The organism is Candidatus Poribacteria bacterium, from assembly GCA_026702755.1.
Classification (GTDB): Bacteria; Poribacteria; WGA-4E; order WGA-4E; family WGA-3G; genus WGA-3G.
The window spans coordinates 1-16,803 of record JAPPBX010000104.1 but is presented as its reverse complement, the minus strand read 5'-3'; the positions used below and the strand labels follow the sequence as shown (position 1 = coordinate 16,803).

Annotated in this window: 16 protein-coding genes; 3 read left to right on the top strand and 13 right to left on the bottom strand. The window is 47.0% G+C overall.

Going from position 1 to position 16,803, the window contains the following annotated elements; all coding sequences use genetic code 11:
* Nucleotides 1-16 precede the first annotated feature (16 nt).
* The 6 genes from OXH39_20845 to OXH39_20820 all read right to left on the bottom strand — a co-directional run bounded on the left by OXH39_20845 (nucleotide 17) and on the right by OXH39_20820 (nucleotide 3,977).
* Nucleotides 17-388 carry a type II toxin-antitoxin system death-on-curing family toxin gene (locus OXH39_20845; GenBank protein MCY3552916.1) on the bottom strand — a complete coding sequence of 124 codons (372 nt, stop codon included), beginning with the start codon at nucleotides 386-388 and terminating at the stop codon, nucleotides 17-19.
* Nucleotides 385-780 carry a tetratricopeptide repeat protein gene (locus OXH39_20840; protein MCY3552915.1) on the bottom strand — a complete coding sequence of 132 codons (396 nt, stop codon included), beginning with the start codon at nucleotides 778-780 and terminating at the stop codon, nucleotides 385-387. The genes OXH39_20845 and OXH39_20840 overlap by 4 nt, the downstream gene beginning before the upstream one ends.
* A 167-nt stretch (nucleotides 781-947) precedes the next feature.
* Nucleotides 948-1,439 carry a DUF3368 domain-containing protein gene (locus tag OXH39_20835; GenBank protein ID MCY3552914.1) on the bottom strand — a complete coding sequence of 164 codons (492 nt, stop codon included), beginning with the start codon at nucleotides 1,437-1,439 and terminating at the stop codon, nucleotides 948-950.
* A gap of 3 nt (nucleotides 1,440-1,442) precedes the next feature.
* Nucleotides 1,443-2,681 (bottom strand): tetratricopeptide repeat protein, encoded by a 1,239-nt coding sequence (locus tag OXH39_20830; GenBank protein MCY3552913.1) that lies wholly within the window; start codon nucleotides 2,679-2,681, stop codon nucleotides 1,443-1,445.
* A gap of 219 nt (nucleotides 2,682-2,900) precedes the next feature.
* On the bottom strand, nucleotides 2,901-3,173 hold the full coding sequence (locus OXH39_20825; GenBank protein MCY3552912.1) for a hypothetical protein: 273 nt from the start codon (nucleotides 3,171-3,173) through the stop codon (nucleotides 2,901-2,903).
* A gap of 651 nt (nucleotides 3,174-3,824) precedes the next feature.
* Nucleotides 3,825-3,977, bottom strand: a complete 153-nt coding sequence (locus tag OXH39_20820; GenBank protein MCY3552911.1) for a hypothetical protein — start codon at nucleotides 3,975-3,977, stop codon at nucleotides 3,825-3,827.
* Nucleotides 3,978-4,158: 181 nt separating this feature from the next.
* On the opposite strand from OXH39_20820, the gene OXH39_20815 reads away from it, so the two are divergent.
* Nucleotides 4,159-5,106 carry a hypothetical protein gene (locus OXH39_20815; GenBank protein MCY3552910.1) on the top strand — a complete coding sequence of 316 codons (948 nt, stop codon included), beginning with the start codon at nucleotides 4,159-4,161 and terminating at the stop codon, nucleotides 5,104-5,106.
* Nucleotides 5,107-5,222: 116 nt separating this feature from the next.
* The gene (locus OXH39_20810) at nucleotides 5,223-6,482 is read left to right on the top strand and encodes a DegT/DnrJ/EryC1/StrS family aminotransferase (protein MCY3552909.1); all 1,260 of its coding nucleotides are present in this window, start codon (nucleotides 5,223-5,225) and stop codon (nucleotides 6,480-6,482) included.
* Between the two features lie 7 nt (nucleotides 6,483-6,489).
* On the opposite strand, the gene OXH39_20805 is transcribed toward OXH39_20810, so the two are convergent.
* Nucleotides 6,490-7,251 (bottom strand): GNAT family N-acetyltransferase, encoded by a 762-nt coding sequence (locus OXH39_20805; protein ID MCY3552908.1) that lies wholly within the window; start codon nucleotides 7,249-7,251, stop codon nucleotides 6,490-6,492.
* A 121-nt stretch (nucleotides 7,252-7,372) separates the two neighbouring features.
* On the opposite strand from OXH39_20805, the gene OXH39_20800 reads away from it, so the two are divergent.
* The gene (locus OXH39_20800) at nucleotides 7,373-8,173 is read left to right on the top strand and encodes an MBL fold metallo-hydrolase (protein ID MCY3552907.1); all 801 of its coding nucleotides are present in this window, start codon (nucleotides 7,373-7,375) and stop codon (nucleotides 8,171-8,173) included.
* Between the two features lie 36 nt (nucleotides 8,174-8,209).
* Here the strand turns inward: OXH39_20800 and OXH39_20795 are convergent, their stop codons facing one another.
* The 6 genes from OXH39_20795 to OXH39_20770 all read right to left on the bottom strand — a co-directional run.
* Nucleotides 8,210-10,090: an HlyD family efflux transporter periplasmic adaptor subunit gene (locus tag OXH39_20795; GenBank protein MCY3552906.1), complete on the bottom strand. Its 1,881-nt coding sequence runs from the start codon at nucleotides 10,088-10,090 to the stop codon at nucleotides 8,210-8,212.
* A 128-nt stretch (nucleotides 10,091-10,218) separates the two neighbouring features.
* Nucleotides 10,219-11,535 (bottom strand): ABC transporter permease, encoded by a 1,317-nt coding sequence (locus tag OXH39_20790; GenBank protein ID MCY3552905.1) that lies wholly within the window; start codon nucleotides 11,533-11,535, stop codon nucleotides 10,219-10,221.
* Nucleotides 11,536-11,547: 12 nt separating this feature from the next.
* Entirely contained in the window at nucleotides 11,548-12,852 is a 1,305-nt protein-coding gene (locus tag OXH39_20785) for an ABC transporter permease (protein ID MCY3552904.1), read from the bottom strand.
* A 284-nt stretch (nucleotides 12,853-13,136) separates the two neighbouring features.
* Nucleotides 13,137-14,438 carry an ABC transporter permease gene (locus OXH39_20780; protein ID MCY3552903.1) on the bottom strand — a complete coding sequence of 434 codons (1,302 nt, stop codon included), beginning with the start codon at nucleotides 14,436-14,438 and terminating at the stop codon, nucleotides 13,137-13,139.
* 465 nt (nucleotides 14,439-14,903) lie between these two features.
* Nucleotides 14,904-16,205: an ABC transporter permease gene (locus OXH39_20775; protein ID MCY3552902.1), complete on the bottom strand. Its 1,302-nt coding sequence runs from the start codon at nucleotides 16,203-16,205 to the stop codon at nucleotides 14,904-14,906.
* A 158-nt stretch (nucleotides 16,206-16,363) separates the two neighbouring features.
* On the bottom strand, nucleotides 16,364-16,803 hold a 440-nt coding region (locus OXH39_20770), incomplete at its 5' end, for an RNA polymerase sigma factor (GenBank protein MCY3552901.1).

Below are 16,803 nucleotides of genomic sequence, written 5' to 3'. Positions count from 1 at the left end.
TAACAAAATCTGTTTGTTACAGAATCCATGACTGTATATGGTCGGCGATGTCCTCAATATCGGTGATGGATCCGTCGGCAATCTTAAAACCGAGTTCAATAATTGAATCATCAAGGTCAAGCCGCAGGGTACAACCGTTAAATTCTAAGAACAGGATCGCGCAGTGTAAACCGGTACGTTTGTTTCCATCTAAAAATATATGTCCCGTGATAATGTGATGGGCGTATACAGCGGCTTTCTGCGACAAAGTCGGATACAGTTCTGTGTCACCAAACGTTCCACTAACTGCTTCAACCACATAGTGTAAACGGTTTTCATCCAGTAAATGATAAGTCCCGACATGTCCCTCGGCAACCTCCAAAATCTCTGCAATTGTCAAATATCTCATACATTACCGAGGGCTTTCCATGCGCGGGCATAGTTACGTAGGGTTTCGTCTAAAGCAGTGCTGCTGTTTATCCCGATGTTGCTAGCGGTTTGCATGTCCGCTTTCGCTTCGTCTTGCTTTCCAAGGCGTAACCAAGCCTTGCTGCGCCTGTAATAAGCATCCGCATAGTCGGGTTTGAGTTCTATTGCTGTGGTATAGTCCCCAATGGCTTTGTCAAGTTCGCCATTTTTAGCGTAAGCAAGCCCGCGCTGATAATACGCTTCGGCAAACTTCGGATCCAGTGCTATTGCCTCAGTGTAGTCCTCAATTGCAAGTTCAACCTCGCCTTTTTCGCCGGATGCTATACCGCGCGTGTAATATTTATTGATAAGTTCTTGATTCGGTTTTTGCATTTCTTTTTTCTCCATAATACATCTCGGATAATTATTATTTATAGGGCTTACGTAAGTTTCTGGTAAACCTTAAGGTCCGCCCACTGCTGGCGAGGTTTAAAACCTCGCCAGCAAAGAGGGTGCGTAAGTCCTAATTTAATTTATATAGTCTTCAACAGTAAGCCCAACTAATCTGCCTCACCTGCGTCTCGCAGGGCGTTATTGATGAGCGATTCGCTCAGGTACACTCCGTTATCCTGCAACCGAATTAAAAGCGGCTTGATGACATCAATCAAGCCTTCTTCCTTTGCCTGAAGTAAAATGCCTGCTATTCCCTTAACCGTTAATCCGATTTTTTTCGCCTTCTGTCTTCCCTTCTTTTCATCAAGAAGAACGAGACGTGCGTCATGTTCATTAGCAAGAGCCAACGCCTCGGCTTCGCCATCATCAAGTTCCGCATGAACCGAAGCGGTTTGGGGATCCGTTAAATCAACAGTCTTAATCCAGGGAGCATTTTCGAGTGCCTCCTGGCGGACTATCGGATCCTTTCTGAGAAACTCCTTTTCAACTTTTCGTGGAATCCACACCTCTGTATAAAGGTCTCGCAATAGAGAAAAAAGATTGAGCCCGAGCAGTCCAACAAGCGGACTATTATTGCTAATCACTGGTTGTATCGGCATTCTTTAATATCCACTCTTGGCGTACTCTTCCTCATCACCAAACAGTGAGAGTCCGTAATCCCCCATCAAATACCAGAATTCTTCTCGTGATACTCCTGCAAGTTTTGCGGCCAGGCCGCTGCTGAGTTCATCGTTTCCGTAGTACTTCATTCCCAACGCGATCCGCGCATCTCTATCAATTTCAAACGGTTCGCTCCGCGGTGTCAATAACTCTACAATTTCTTTCGGCAAACGACTCCCGATCTTCTCCTCAAAGGCATCAATGCTCTCGTGGGTATTGTGAAACGCAGCGGCGACATCTACATCTTGTAGGAGTGCAGCTGTCAGGTCAGTCTTCGCCTCTTCCCAACTTTTTGCAAGCAACCATGCTTCACCCCGTGTGTAATAGAATTCAGCAATCTTTGGCCTGAGTTTTAGTGCCTCAGTATAATCCGCAATTGCGCTGTTTAACTCTACTTTAGCACTGTAGGCGTTGCCTCGATGCGTGTATGCCTCCACAAGTTCTGGGTTGAGCTCTATAGCTTTGTCGTAATCTTCAATCGCTTTGTCCAATTCGCTTTTAGTGTAGTAAGCCTGCCCCCGATTGAGGTATGCCTCGGCAAATTCTGGGTTGCAGGCAATTGCTTTACTATGATCTGCAATCGCTTTGTCTAACTCGCGTTGTTGATTGTAGATGAGACCGCGGTAGGTATAAGGCTCAGCGAGTCCCGGATTGAGTTGTATGGCTTTGTTATAATCTTCAATTGCCTTGTCTCTCTCGCCTTTATCACGGTAAACTTGACCGCGCGCCGTATAAGCCTGTGCAAACGCTGGATCCAGTGCGATCGCAGCGTTATAGTCCCCAATAGCATGGTCTACGTCACCTTTAAGGTGGTGGGTTACACCGCGCTCGGTATAGGCATCAGCAGCTGCATCAGATTTGAGACGTATTGCTGTGCTAAAGTCTTGGATGGCTTTCTCAAAAACAAGCAGGCTCCGGTAAGCGAACCCGCGGACATAATAGGCAAATGGATCGTCCGGCGTGAGACTTATCACTTTGCTAAAGTCATCAACTGTGCGGTAAAACCTGCCCTTGTTGTAATAAGCCACGCCCCGATTCGTATAGGCAAAGACATCTTCTGAATTGTGTTCTATCGCTTTGGTAAAGTCTACAATGGCACGCTCATAATCCGCTTTTTTCCATTGAGCGAACCGGTGTTTGTAATACACCTCGGCACGTTTCTGACTGTGTTTTTTTGTCACGTTTTCTTCTCCATGATGCGGATGACTTGGGGAATTTGGCTCTTTGCTTGTCTGAATCGCGGATTTCACCGATGACGCGGATTGATTTTTGCTCATTTTTAGGTGATGCTTTCAGCAATTTGTTCTATCAATTCGCTCGGATGGATTGACAGATATTCTCTGACCTCCGGCTCCAGCGGAGCGATATTGCTTCGCAATGAGAATAGAACGCTTAACTTGCTATGTTACCGATGTGGGTGTTATTTCAGAGACAATGGGTTCTGCCTCTTGAATAGCATTCCAATCAATTACCGCTGTCCACAATTTTTCTTTTTCGGAGTAGTGAACAACCCCCGTAACCTCCAATTCTTCCCTATAGATAATAAGAGATTGCCCATCTTGCAGCACGATTTTTTGACGTTTGATATCCGCCATCGTCCCATCGCAATTCAACCGCACTCTTCCTTTTGCGTCTGCGCTATGGAAGTCTGCGAAAACTCTTGGTTTGTTCATTTTTTTCTTCCTTTCCAGGATTTGGAACTGTAGGTGTAAGCAGTTTACTGACTTGTTCAGGCGTAAGTCCTGTTAGCGTTGCATGATAAGGCCTGCGTCCAGTAGTGCAGTTATCCGCTTGCCCAGTTTTGCGGATGCTCTGAGACAAACCGTTGTATTAATGCTGACTTGCCAGATCCATTCGGATCTACTATGAATAATTGGTTGCCATTTTTTTAAGGTTAAGTTTATTGGCTGATTCGATATCCTCGGAATATTCCAGTCTATTTGTAGCATCAGAAATCCTTTTTCTCCTATTCTTAAATTTGGTATTTAACTTTTCTTCACAATCCCAATTTCTTTTGAATGAAACCTTGTAAGTGTCTGAATCACCCATGGCACGGATGTGATTCTGTCTACCTAATCCGCAGCTTGTATGACCCAGCTTCAAAAATCCGCCAAATCTACGCAATTCGTGTAATCCGCGATTCAGATGATTTACTACGTCGCTTGAAATTAATGATAACATACAAAACGCACAGATGGCAACCGAATTTGGAAGTTTGAGACCGAATTAACTTCATGTGCAACATACCGCTCCACTGGAGCGTAATCCGCGAAATCTGTGTAATCCGTCTAATCCGCGATTCAGACAACTTATGCCACGCGCACCTATGATTTTCCTTTCAGACCCCGCGCCTTCCGCAGCCGAGATTCCACCAGATTGACAACCGCTTCATACACACCATCGCGTTCACCTTGCATGAGACCGAGAGCATCAAAAGATGATTGCGTCAAGGGCGCGACGGTCATTCGAGGGATCAAGCATTTCCGCAAAAACACCCTCGCCAGCGGTAGAGCGAGGCTCCTTCACTGAATGTCGAAACCTTCTACGTCTCTTGACAAACAAATTCCGTTGGGTTAAAATAGTGGTCAACGTTTATTCGTGAACCAGACCAGATGCGATAAATTCATCACAGAATCCGGCAAGGAAATTACGTCTCCTATGTCAAATCCAATCGCTAATGCGCAAGCCTTAGAAACCGAAGGCAAACTCGCCGAAGCCATCCAAACCTACGATAGCATTCTCAGCACAACAGATGACACATCCACCCTCGCGCTCGCTAATTTTCGATTGGGGACAATCTATCGGACGTGGCGAGAACTTTTCACGGCGCAACGATTTTTGTCGAAAGCACATCAACTCGCACCAAGCGATGCCGACATCCGAGAGGCAATTGAGGAGCTCAATCTGCATTTTTCAGAAAATCGGGAGGCAATTGCCGAGGAGATGTCCCGTAAAAATAGCGACCAGATTGTGTCCCTGTTTCGTATCGCGACGGGAATTAAACTCATCACAATGGATAAGGCGGTTCAGGCGTATCCGTTGCTGAAAAGCCGTACTAAGATTTTTCCGAATGCTGCGGTCGCCAAGCATCTCCTCACCGATATCCAGATCACGGAAGAAGAACGAAACTCAGCGATCGATTTCCTGTTGGAAAGGGATTGGCTCGTCAGTACTGGCGTGTTGCTTTACACGATAGCAGAGAGCGGGTTGTCCGCTTTTTATACGGAACTTGCGCAGTTGCACGTCGCCAATGCGGATTACTCGGAGGCGGTGACGTGTTATGAACAGACATATTGGCTGGACCCGTCGCAACACCATCTGCGCTATCAGCAAGTTATCTGTCATGCTGAAGCGGAGGCGTGGGATGCAGCGGTCGAGATGCTTCAACAACTTCCGACCGAAGTCCCAGAAGGCGTAGACCTCGTGATGTATCATACGGCTGTTGCGCAGAGTTATCACTATATCTATCAAACAACGCAGAGTGAAGATGCCAAACAGAGAGTCGTTGAAGCCTGTAAGGCGGTGTTGCGTCTGGACAAGAAGGCGAAAGAAATCTCAAAGCTCCTTGCATTGTATCAGGGAAAAAAGAGTTGGTGGCGTAGGTAGAAGGTGTGAGAAAAACGCGATTGACAAAAAGAGATGCGTCTGGTAAAGTATCACCATATTTCAGATTTTTCTAAGTGGATTTACAAACGACGCGCTAAGATTTGTGGAGGAAAAAGATGCCAGCACGTTTAGCAATAGATGGCGGAACTCCCGTTATCGCAGAATCAATACCGGGCGGAATGCACGGACCCAGTGTGATAGATGAGCGTGAGATCAACGCTGTGACTGAGGTCTTGCGCAGTGGGAAACTCTTTCGGTTCGTTGAGGATTCAAATGTCGCCAGTTTTGAGAAGGAGGCAGCCGCGTACCTCGGTGCAAAACACGCTTTGATGGTGAACTCAGGCACCTCAGCGATCATCTGCGCGTTGACTGGGGTCGGCATCGGACCGGGGGATGAGGTGATTGTACCGGGCTATACCTTTATCGCAACCGCTGCTGCTATTGTCGGTGTTGGTGCGATTCCGGTAATAGCAGAGATCGACGATTCGCTCGGTTTAGACGTTGCCGACGTGGAACGGAAAATTACGCCACATACTAAAGCCATCCTACCGGTACACATGCAAGGCGTGCCGTGCCGACTTGAAGCAATCGTTGAACTCGCGCAGAAGCACGACCTTCTCGTTGTTGAAGATTGCTGTCAGTGTGTCGGTGGACAGTATAAGGGTAAATATGCGGGAACATGGGGAGATGCAGGGGCGTGGAGTCTCAACTACTACAAGGTGATTTCTTGTGGGGAGGGTGGACTCGTCTTTAGTGATGACTACGATGTCTATGAACGTGCAGCATTCGCAGCAGAACCCGGTTTGCCGATGTGGATGAGCGATTCTGAATGGCAGAATAAACCCTTCTCACGGCAGTGTTACCGGACGAGTGAGATTTTAGGGGCGATCGCACGCGTGCAACTCTCAAAATTAGAGAACATCTTGGGACATACACGCCGACTCAAAAAGGCGTTCACGGCGGAACTCGCTGAGAATCCGAAAGGTTATATTCGACAACACGTCGATGATCCGACTGGTGAGTGCGGTATTAGTGCCGCCATTATTGTGCGCGATCTGGAACTCGCCAAGAAGTACGCTGAGGCACTCAAGGCAGAAGGACTGAACGCAGGAACTGCTTACAATGAAGGCTTTCCCGACCGGCATATCTATACCTATTGGGATTCGATCCTATTCAAGCATTCTCCGGACGCGTCTGGATACCCGTGGAAGGATCCGCGTTATAAAGGAGATGTTGAATACTCACCGGATATGTGTCCGCAAACGTTGTCTATCCTCGGTCGCGCACTACGGTTTGGGTTTAACGTGAATATGCAGGAGGAGCACGCGCGGTTGATGGCAGCGGCTATCAACAAGGTAGACGATGCCCTTGGGTAAACAAGTGCTATTCTGGTGAGGTGGGAATAACGTAGGTGCGCCGTGCGACTTCGGTGAAGCCCAATTTTTGTGCCACCTGAAGTGAAGCGATATTGTCTTCACCGCAACTCCAGGCAGGGACTTTACCTTTCGCCTGAATTTCTTGTGCGACGACCGATGCCGCTGCGGTGGCGAATCCTTTTTCACGCCATGCCTTTAGTGTAGAAACTCCGATGTCGGCATGGAGCTTTGTTTCAGCGTAGGTGTGCGCAATAGCAACAATGTTCCCGTCCACAACGGCTCCAGCAGCGATGCCTTCTGTCAGCATGGCTTCGTGTGTTTTGTAACCGTTTCCTTGGATTTCTGCGGGGGCTTTTGCCAGACGTTCTACATCTTCCAATGACAAGCGGCGAACGCTCTCGTTTGGATAACAGTGGACAGGCTCTAAGAGCGCGTAACAGACATCACCGTAATAGCGGATGGATGTGCCCCTGTCCGCTTCAATAAGCGCGCCGAGAGCTGCAGCACAGGAATTGTCAACGTTGATACAACTCCATCCGTCGGTTGCTTTCAAGAGTTGCCACAGAGCATCGGCATCGGTGCCGAAACCGGCGGGTTCGTCCGAGCAGTATGCGTCAAAAACGATGGCGGCATCAACATCTGGTAGCGAACCAGCGATGTAAGCATCGCACATCCGTTGTTGCAAGCGGGAGGCAGAGATAACTGTCATTGGTGTGTCGCCAATGACATCAGCCAGAACGAGATATTCTTGGGATGTAAGTTTAGTCATTTAATAGTTGTCAGTTATCGGTTGTCAGTTCTCAGAAAGAAAAAGATCTTCTACATGAAAACCGACAACTGAAAACCACGCCTCCGAGATATAAAAACTATAGAAAATTGAGAAATAAGAAATGAAGATTACGATTTTGGGTTCAGGCACCTCAACAGGCGTTCCTGAGTATAAATGCGACTGCGAAACCTGTGAAGACGCGCGGGATGTTAGTTCAAAAAACTATCGAACCCGTTCATCGGTCCATATTGAAAAAGACGGAAAAAACCTCCAATTTGACCTCGGCCCTAATTTCATGGATCAGATCGTCCGGAATCGGATTGAACGGATAGATGCTGTTATTTTCACGCACCCTCACGCCGACCATGTCAGTGGCACCAACGATATCGTAATGCCGTGCCGAAAACAGCAGATGGATATGCCGATTTACGGTCCCGAACAGACAATGGGCATCCTACAACGAAACTTTGATTATATGTTCACAAAGGAGACGTTCCAAGGTGGAGGAGTCGGTCATCTACTCCCAAATGTCGTTGAAAAAGATAAAAGATTTTCGTTGCTGGGTTTTGACATTACACCGATTCCGGTTGAGCATGGAAACGTTGACACTTACGGCTATCGTATCGACAATTTCGGGTATCTACCGGATGTGAAACGACTGCCGAAAGCGTCACAAGATTTATTAAACGGGATTGAGGTGTTGGTTATTGATGCGCTGAGTTTTAATCCGAGACACCCAACGCATCTCTCGGTTGGTGAAGCGTTAGAAATTAGCGATGCCTTGAAAACGAGGGAAACCTATTTTACACATATTATGCACCGATTAGATCATCGGTATTTCCCGGAGCAGTGTAAAGAAGTAGATATTGAACTTCCAGACAACGCCTACCTTGCTTATGATACACAGGTAATTCAACTGTAGTCTCGATCTGAAGATCGAGACTACAAAGCTACTGTTTTACCTTCCGAATCCGCCACCTTGTGGTTTCCGCTGCTGCAGCACAACGCGGTCACCTGCCTTAAGTCCGCTTTTAACAATCACGTGTGTTTCGTTCTGCATACCGACTTCAATCCCTGTACGTGTGCCTTTACCCCCATCATCTAACATGACAGATTTTCCTTTCGACATTGTGATTGTGGCACGCACACCGTCTGCTTTCTTCTTACCTTTCACGAGAAGGGACAACGTTGTTGGACCCGGACGAATACCGCGTTGTGAACTGTCAAGGCTGATGGTGACATCATTCGCGCCAACGTTTGACACAGTGCCTCTGAAAATTTTCTCGCTGACAGTCTGGACTTCAATCGGTTGATTTACCTTGTAGGGTTTGGTATCATCAACTTGAGCGGTGAGGGTTGCCGAAGCCTCATTTATAAGCGCATCGATCGGTAGCAGCAAGACATCCTTTTCCTCGTAGGTAATGATGTCGACATCTGAACTCATGCCGGGTTTGAGTTCCGCTGGGGACCCACTAATCTCTATCATCACCTCGAATGAGATGATATTATCTTGTTCCTGTCCACTGGGTGAAATTTCATAAACTTTACCATCATAAGTTTTTGTCTGGTAGGCATCCACCTTGATTTCTGCGCGTTGATCGAGACTGAGGCGTTCCATATCGACTTCGTTGATGAAGGTTTTGACGACCATTTTGGACGGATCAACGATGGTCATAATGGGCGGGCTTTGCGAGAATGCGGAGCGTCCAGAGGTCACAATTTCACCCTCTTCCAACTCAAGGAGTGTAACGACTCCTGCCATCGGTGCCTTGATTACGGTCCAGTCAAGCCGTTCCGTCTGATTTTTCAGCGTACTTTGCCGTCGGAGTCGGTTTGCTTTAGCACTGACTTCGGATTGTTTTGTCAACAATTTCTCATTGTCGAAAGTCTCTATGAGTTCCTGATACCGAGTACTGGAATTTTCGACGCGGAGCTTGGCTTCCTCCTCTGCTTTCTGCCGCATGTTTTTGAGGTGTTCAAGGTTCTTTTCCTCGGTTGCTAAGTTTGTCTCACGTGAATTAATGGCACTCTCACGTATTTCTACTGTTTTCTCTTGTGAAGTGATCGATTCTTTCTGTGAGTCCACCCGTGTACTGGCATTTTCATGTTGGACTTCCGCATTGGCGTGCTGTGCTTGTGAGTCTTCCAATGCCTTTTTGGAAATCAGTTTCTTGTCATAGAGCTCCGTGTTCCGGTCAAGTTCTGATTTCGCGTTATCCAAGGAAACCTTTGCGGATCTGAGTGATGCTTCGTTTTCAGATAACGTAATTTTTGCCTGTGCAAGGGCGATCTTGGCTTGCGCCAGGGCAATTTTATCCTGTTCAAGCGAGTTCTTGGTTGTCTGAATATTTGCTTCTGCTTGGCTAACTTGTGTTATGGTTGAGGCTTTGGTGGTCTCAAAATTTGCCTCAGCGATTTTCAAATCTGCGTCAGCCTGCGTGAGTTGGCTGTCAAGCCGCTCATCTTTAAGTTTAATATTGAGTTGTGCTTGCGTAACTTGTGCTTCAGCAGCTGCGACATCGGCTTCTGCCTGTTTTTTCTCTTCTTGGTAGAGTTCCGGGTCGAGTTCGAGCAGCACTTGGTCTTTCTCTACCGTCTGACCGTTTTTAACATGGAGTTTAATAATTTCACCTTCCACGTTGGATTTTATCTCTACGTCGATGAGAGGTTCCAAGTTACCAGTTGCACTGATACGCATTTGGAAATCGCCGCGTTCAACGACCTCAATTTTTTGCTCTTGCGTTGGATCTTGACCGTTTCCGCCACGACCCAGGAAGGCCCAACCGATTGCAACGACGAGTACTAAAACAACGGCGGCAGCAATAATTACTTTCTTCAAGGGTAATCCCTCCTATAGAATAGGAGTTATCAGTGGTCAGTTGTCGGTTGTCAGTTAAGAGGTTTTCGTTTAACAAAACGCTCTTCTCTGCTAACTGACGACTGCTAACTGATAACTAATAAAATAGACTAATCTGTACGCAGTGCTTCAACGGGTGTGAGCTTCGCTGCCTTGTTGGCAGGATAAAGCCCGAAGAAAACACCGATAGCTACAGAAACGAGTAAGGCAATAACCATTGTTCCGAATGAAATCACCGAGGGCCAGTTGCTTCCTTCCCAGACAAACTTGGAAATGAGGGCGGCTGTTCCTTTCCCTATGAACACACCCGCAATTGCTCCGATAATTCCACCAGAAAGGGTCAGTACCGATGCCTCAATCAAGAATTGGGCTAAAATGTCGTTGCGGGTTGCACCGAGTGCTTTGCGAAGCCCGATTTCCTTTGTCCGGTCAGTTACGGAGACGAGCATGATGTTCATCACACCGATACCAGCGACCATGAGTGCGATACCGGCGATGCCTCCCATCAGTGCCTTCATGACTAAACCAACCTTATTGGCGGTTGCCAATTCCTCTGTAGCAGTCCAATAGTTATATTCTTCTCCAGTGTTGTTGTGTTGTCTTCCCAAGATCTGTTTGGTATCCGCTATAGCCAACGGAATCGTATCCACGTCAACGGCTTCTACGCGGATGCGTTCAACATCGTTCCGACCTTTAAAACGTTGTTGTAGCGTTGTTATCGGGATAATGAATCGGTCATCCCAACCGGAAGTGTCCATTGCATCGCCTTTTTCTTCCATAACGCCAATGACTTTTAGGCGAACTTCATAAAGTCCACCTCTTCCGCGCCAATAAGAGGGACGCGATGCCGTAATCTCTTTTCCGACAGGATCTTCGTTGAGGAAAACTTCTTCCTTAATTTTAGAACCGATAACAGCGACACTACTGGCAGCTTCCACTTCTTCCGCTGTGAAAAACCTGCCTTCTGAGGGGTACCAGTTGTGCGATCGGTCGTATCCAGCCGTTGAAGCCACGATGCGTGACTCTTTAGTTCTACCCTTGTGGCTCACGCTCCAGCCGCCCATATCGTCTTCAGCAACGACACTGACGATCCCTCTGGCTCTCTCAAGAATCGCAAATGCATCTTCGGTTTCCAGGTCTTCGGCGCGGTTTCTTCTCCATCGACTTCTCCCACGCACTGCCGAGCCAGCTGCACGGCTCAAGGTTCCCGACTGTTTGTCCCAATCGTCCTTATAGATTTCGATCATTTTTGTGCCGCCTGTCCGCTCAATTTCCCGCAGAACCATGGCACTCGACCCGTCTCCGACGGATACCATGCTGACAACGGAACCTACACCGACGATAATCCCTAAAATCGTCAGTGCTGATCGGAGCGGATTCCGTCGCAAACTCGATATGCCGAGTATAATACACTCTATCAAATTCATGTAAATTCCCTCCTAATCAGTCCTGAGTGCCTCAATTGGTGAGAGCGAAGAGGCTTTTATGGCTGGGTACAGTCCAAAAGAGATACCGATCATCGCTGAAAACGATACTGAAATCAATATCCACTCTGTGGAAATAACCGAGGGCCATTCGGGAACAATTTTGACGATGTTGACAGCGAGCAACGCCATCCCTTCGCCAGCGAACATGCCCAATAAAACGCCCAGTACACCGCCTACACTACACATAGCAATTGCTTCCATTAGAAACTGTACCATGATATCCAAACGCTTCGCACCGATTGCTTTTCGTAAACCGATCTCACGGGTTCGTTCGGTGACAGCAACAAGCATCATGTTCATAATCCCAATGCCGCCGACAAGCAGCGAAAATCCGGCGATACTCCCTAATGCGATTTTTATGACTTTACTGATTTTATCCAACTGCGCCATGCCTTCGCGCATATCCCTAAGCATGAAGAAATCATCTTGACCTTTATGCCGTTTCCGGATGACTGCTTTTACTTCTTCAATTGCTTGTGGGATCTCTTCAACAGTGTTTGCGTGAACTGAAAGCATCATAATTCTATCGTTACCGGTAAAACGCTCTTGTGTTGTTGTGATCGGAATGAATATCATATCGTCCAAATTCCAACCAAACCGTAGACTGCGTCCCCGGCTTTCCATGGTCCCGATAACGGTAAAACGTTCGGTTATCCGCTTCTGGTCTCTTCTACCATACCGATCGAAACGACCTCCGGAACCTCTGCCGATTTTAATTTCTTCTCCTATGGGTGATTTACCTGCAAACAGATTAGCAACCACTTCAGAGCCGAGCACACAGACCTTCGCTTCATTATCAAGGTCTTCCTCTGAAATAAAGCGACCTTGCTGTAGGTCCCAATCCATCGCTTCCGAAAACGATGCATTTACGCCGTTATACCCTGTCCGGTGTTCTGCTCCACCAGCAGCCTGAACAAGTACACCGCGCCACTCTGGAATTCTCGGCACGACCAACTTTACAGATGGACATTCCGCTTCAATTGCCAATACGTCATCATATTCAAAGTATTCATTGCTACGATTCGGCATCCAACGGTTTCCGACGCGCTTGTAAGAACTACGGTACATTGTGAACTGGTTCACACCACCCAATTTCTGTGCATCTTGTAGCACGATGGTCTTGGCACCATCGCCGATCGCTATCATTGCAAGTACCGAGGCAACACCGATAATAATGCCAAGCATCGTTAGTAAAGAGCGCAGTTTATTGCTACGGATTGCGGAAATTCCAACGGATACCCCCTCAATTATACGCATTTCATGCCTCCAAATTAAATATATTTCTACGCTTGTTATTTAGACAAAAAAGGGGTAAATAAAGTTCGATTTTTTCGTAGCAATCTTTTTAGAACGATTTCCGAATCGCGGTGCTTATGGCATTTGTCGGGTTAACTATTCTATTTAGATTAGACGCAATTGCGTGAAATAGGTTTATTGTTTGTTTATTGTAAATTCTCGGATAAAGAAATTGGGAATGAAAAAATTTAATACGGTGAAGCACTCTTGAAAAGCGTTCCCTATATTAACTGGACAACTCTATTTTAATCTTTACGAAGTGCTTCAATCGGTGAGAGCGATGATGCTTTTATTGCGGGGTACAGTCCGAACGAAATGCCAATCGCAGCGGAAAATGAGACCGAAATTACGACCCACTGCATGGAAACAACGGCGGGCCATTCGGGGACAATTTTAGCGATTTTGACGGCGAGCAGTGCCATTCCTTCACCGGCAAAGATGCCCAACCCAACCCCGATTGCGCCGCCTACAGCACACATTACAACCGCCTCTATTAGGAACTGAGTTAAGATATCCAGAGGTTTAGCACCGAGTGCCTTTCGGAGACCGATTTCCCGGGTGCGCTCCGTAACAGCGACTAACATCATATTCATAATGCCAATCCCCCCGACAAGGAGTGAGAACCCAGCGATACTCCCTAAGGCGATTTTAATCATCTTACTGATTTTCTCTAACTGTGCCATGCCTGCTCGCATCTCAAAAATTCTGATGAAGTCGTCTTGGTTTTTATGTCGTTTTCTGATGACGGCTTTTACCTCTTCAATCGCCTGTGGAACATCTTCGATGGTATGTGCATAGATTACAATGTCCTGAATTCGGTCGTTGCCGGTAAAGCGTTCTTGTGTTGTGGATATTGGCATAAAGACAAGGTTATCAAAACTCCACCCGAACCGTAGACTTCTACCTCTGGGCACGAGTGTACCGACGACGGTAAAACGTTCCGTGGATCGCTTGCCCTCTTTCCGACCCCATCGGTCGTAATAGCCCTGCCCCTTTGCGATTTTAATTTCTTGCCCTAAAGGCGATTTGGCACCGAATAGAGCGACAGCGACCTCATCGCCAAGGACACAGACTTTTGTTGCGTTTTCAACGTCTTCATCCGTAATAAAACGTCCGTCTTTGATATCCCAATCCATTGCGGTTTGATAACTTGCATCCACACCATTGTAACCCGCACGGGTTTCAGCACCGCCTTCAGTTTGAATTAATACACCCTTCCAATCTGGGATTCTCGGTGTAACTGCGCTCACGGATGGACATTCTGCCTCAATAGCCAATACATCTCCGTATTCCATGTATTCGTTGCTGCGGATACGGACCCATCTGTTATTCTCCCGCTTATACCATGTACGGTACATGGTAAACTGATTCGCACCGCCCAGTTTCTGGGCATCTCGCATCACGATTTCTTTGGCACCATCACCGATGGCAATCATCGCCAATACAGATGCGACACCGATGATGATTCCGAGCATCGTCAGCAACGAGCGCATTTTGTTTGAACGGATCGCGGAAATTCCAACCGATACTCCCTCAACTATGTGCATTTTTCTCCTCAGTCTTTTTCGGTGTAGTTACTGATTGTTGTTTGACGTTGTAGAGCAAAATAGGTTTATTAATATGAGTTCGATTACAAAATATGGATGTGATCGTAGGTTGGGTTGAGCGGTAAAAGACCAAAAAACTTCCGATTTATACGGAAAATGTCGATTTTCTATGGATTATCCGTGTAAATAGAAATAGCGAAACCCAACACCCAAAACTATCGGTGTGAAAATGTGTTGGGTTTCACTCGTATTTTGGTAATTTTAGGTTTCTTGATGAGTTCAAAGGTTATCTTGTCTATGCAGTTTTCAGTTAGATTCCATTCAACCCAACCTACCAATTTATGTTGAACGCACGTTTATTGTGTATTGGTTGTGAGTTTCGGGATTGGAGAATGGAGACAATGAAGAAAGGCGCGCCTGGAAAGCGCGCCTGTAAGAATAGATACTGGTTGGGTAGCCAGTTTTTTAGTCTTTGCGTAATGCTTCAACGGGTTGGAGGGTGGAGGCTTTTATTGCCGGATACATACCAAAGGCGATACCAATTGCCGCAGAGAAGGAGACCGAAATCATCACCCACTGCATAGAGATTACCGAGGGCCATTCGGGAACGATTTTAGCGATTTTAACGGCGAGCATCGCCATACCTTCTCCAGCGAAAATACCTAATCCGATGCCGATTGCACCCCCTACACCACACATTATGACAGCTTCCATGAGGAACTGTGCCAGGATATCTAAAGATTTAGCACCGAGTGCCTTCCGAAGTCCAATTTCACGGGTGCGTTCGGTGACAGCAACTAACATCATATTCATAATGCCGATGCCGCCAACGAGAAGCGAGAAGCCAGCAATACTGCCCAAGGCGATTTTAATCATCTTGCTGATTTTTTCTAACTGTGCCATGCCTGAACGCATCGCCCGAATTCTAACGAAATCATCTTGGTTTCTATGTCGTTTTCTGATGACGGTTTTCACCTCTTCGATCGCTTTCGGGACCGCGTCAACATTATTGGCGAAAACCATAATACTCCCCACCTCATCGTCCCCGGTGAAACGCTCTTGCACAGTTGACACAGGAATAAAGGCAAGGTTATCGTAACTCCATCCGAACTGGAGACTTGTGCCCCTCGGCATGAATGTGCCAACAACCGTGAGACGTTCGGTGGACCGCCGCCTCGTTCTCCGTCCCCATTGATCGCGGTAGCTAACCCTTTTGACAATTTTGATTTCTTGTCCTAAGGGGGATTTGGTGCCAAACAGCTCGGTCGCGAGTTCATCGCCCAGCACACAGATTCTTGCTGCGTTCTGAACATCCTCATCTGTAATGAAGCGTCCTTCTTGAACATCCCAATCCATTGCGGTTGTATAACTGGCATCTACACCGTTATAGCCAGCACGGGTTTCACTACCGTCTGGACCTTGAATCAATACGCCTCTCCAATCCGCAATTCGAGGCGTGACTGCGCTCACAGATGGACATTCTGCCTCAATAGCCAACGCATCTTCGTATTCCATGTATTCATTGCTACGGATGCGGACCCATCTGTTGTTTTCTCGTTTGTATGATGTTTGGTACAGTGTGATTCGGGTTGCACCGCCCATTTTCTGTGCGTCCTGTATCACAATTTCTTTGGCACCATCACCGATAGCGATCATTGCCAGTACAGAGGCGATACCGATGATAATACCCAGCATTGTTAGTAAAGAGCGCATCTTATTTGCGCGAATCGCGGAGATTCCAATAGATAGCCCTTCAATTAAACGCATGTTTCCTCCTGAACTTTCCTGAACTTTTTGTCTGTTTATTGTCAATTAAAAGTGTTTATTCCGATTGTTTGACATAATTATCGTAAATAGGTTTATACAAGTTTCAAAATTCAGAATTATAGACCCTCATTTTCAAGCGATATGGGGATTGTGAAAGTTCATGTGAGCCAAGAAATGTGTTGATTTTCCAGGTAAGGGGTGAGGAGTTCTCGGAGGTGGAGGCGTGCGTTGCGGAGATGTGTCTTGATGGTACCTTCGGAACGTTTCATACGGGTTGCGATGGTTTTGATGGGCATTTCATGAACATAGTATAGCAGAAAGACGCGTTTGCGTGTCGGTGTCAGGCGCGCAACAGCCTCCTGAAGATGGTGTCGAAGTTCCTGACGCGCGAGGTGTTGGCTCGGACAGGGGTGTGTGTCTGTGATGCGGCGTTCATTGATGTCATGAATGGGTTCGATGGTGTGTGCTACCTTCCGTTTTCGGTAGTAGTCGATACAGACGTTTTCAGCGATGCGGTAGAGCCAACTGTAAAACGAAGCATCGGCGCGGAAGGTGTTGATGGCACGAAACGCTTTTATCCAAGTCTCTTGTGTTAAAT

Coding starts and splice junctions, on each gene's coding strand:
- OXH39_20780 (MCY3552903.1), bottom strand. CDS start 14,438: ATGCACATAGTTGAGGGAGTATCGGTTGGAATTTCCGCGATCCGTTCA.
- OXH39_20825 (MCY3552912.1), bottom strand. CDS start 3,173: ATGAACAAACCAAGAGTTTTCGCAGACTTCCATAGCGCAGACGCAAAA.
- OXH39_20790 (MCY3552905.1), bottom strand. CDS start 11,535: ATGAATTTGATAGAGTGTATTATACTCGGCATATCGAGTTTGCGACGG.
- OXH39_20800 (MCY3552907.1), top strand. CDS start 7,373: ATGAAGATTACGATTTTGGGTTCAGGCACCTCAACAGGCGTTCCTGAG.
- OXH39_20835 (MCY3552914.1), bottom strand. CDS start 1,439: ATGCCGATACAACCAGTGATTAGCAATAATAGTCCGCTTGTTGGACTG.
- OXH39_20815 (MCY3552910.1), top strand. CDS start 4,159: ATGTCAAATCCAATCGCTAATGCGCAAGCCTTAGAAACCGAAGGCAAA.
- OXH39_20785 (MCY3552904.1), bottom strand. CDS start 12,852: ATGCGTATAATTGAGGGGGTATCCGTTGGAATTTCCGCAATCCGTAGC.
- OXH39_20805 (MCY3552908.1), bottom strand. CDS start 7,251: ATGACTAAACTTACATCCCAAGAATATCTCGTTCTGGCTGATGTCATT.
- OXH39_20840 (MCY3552915.1), bottom strand. CDS start 780: ATGCAAAAACCGAATCAAGAACTTATCAATAAATATTACACGCGCGGT.
- OXH39_20845 (MCY3552916.1), bottom strand. CDS start 388: ATGAGATATTTGACAATTGCAGAGATTTTGGAGGTTGCCGAGGGACAT.
- OXH39_20775 (MCY3552902.1), bottom strand. CDS start 16,205: ATGCGTTTAATTGAAGGGCTATCTATTGGAATCTCCGCGATTCGCGCA.
- OXH39_20810 (MCY3552909.1), top strand. CDS start 5,223: ATGCCAGCACGTTTAGCAATAGATGGCGGAACTCCCGTTATCGCAGAA.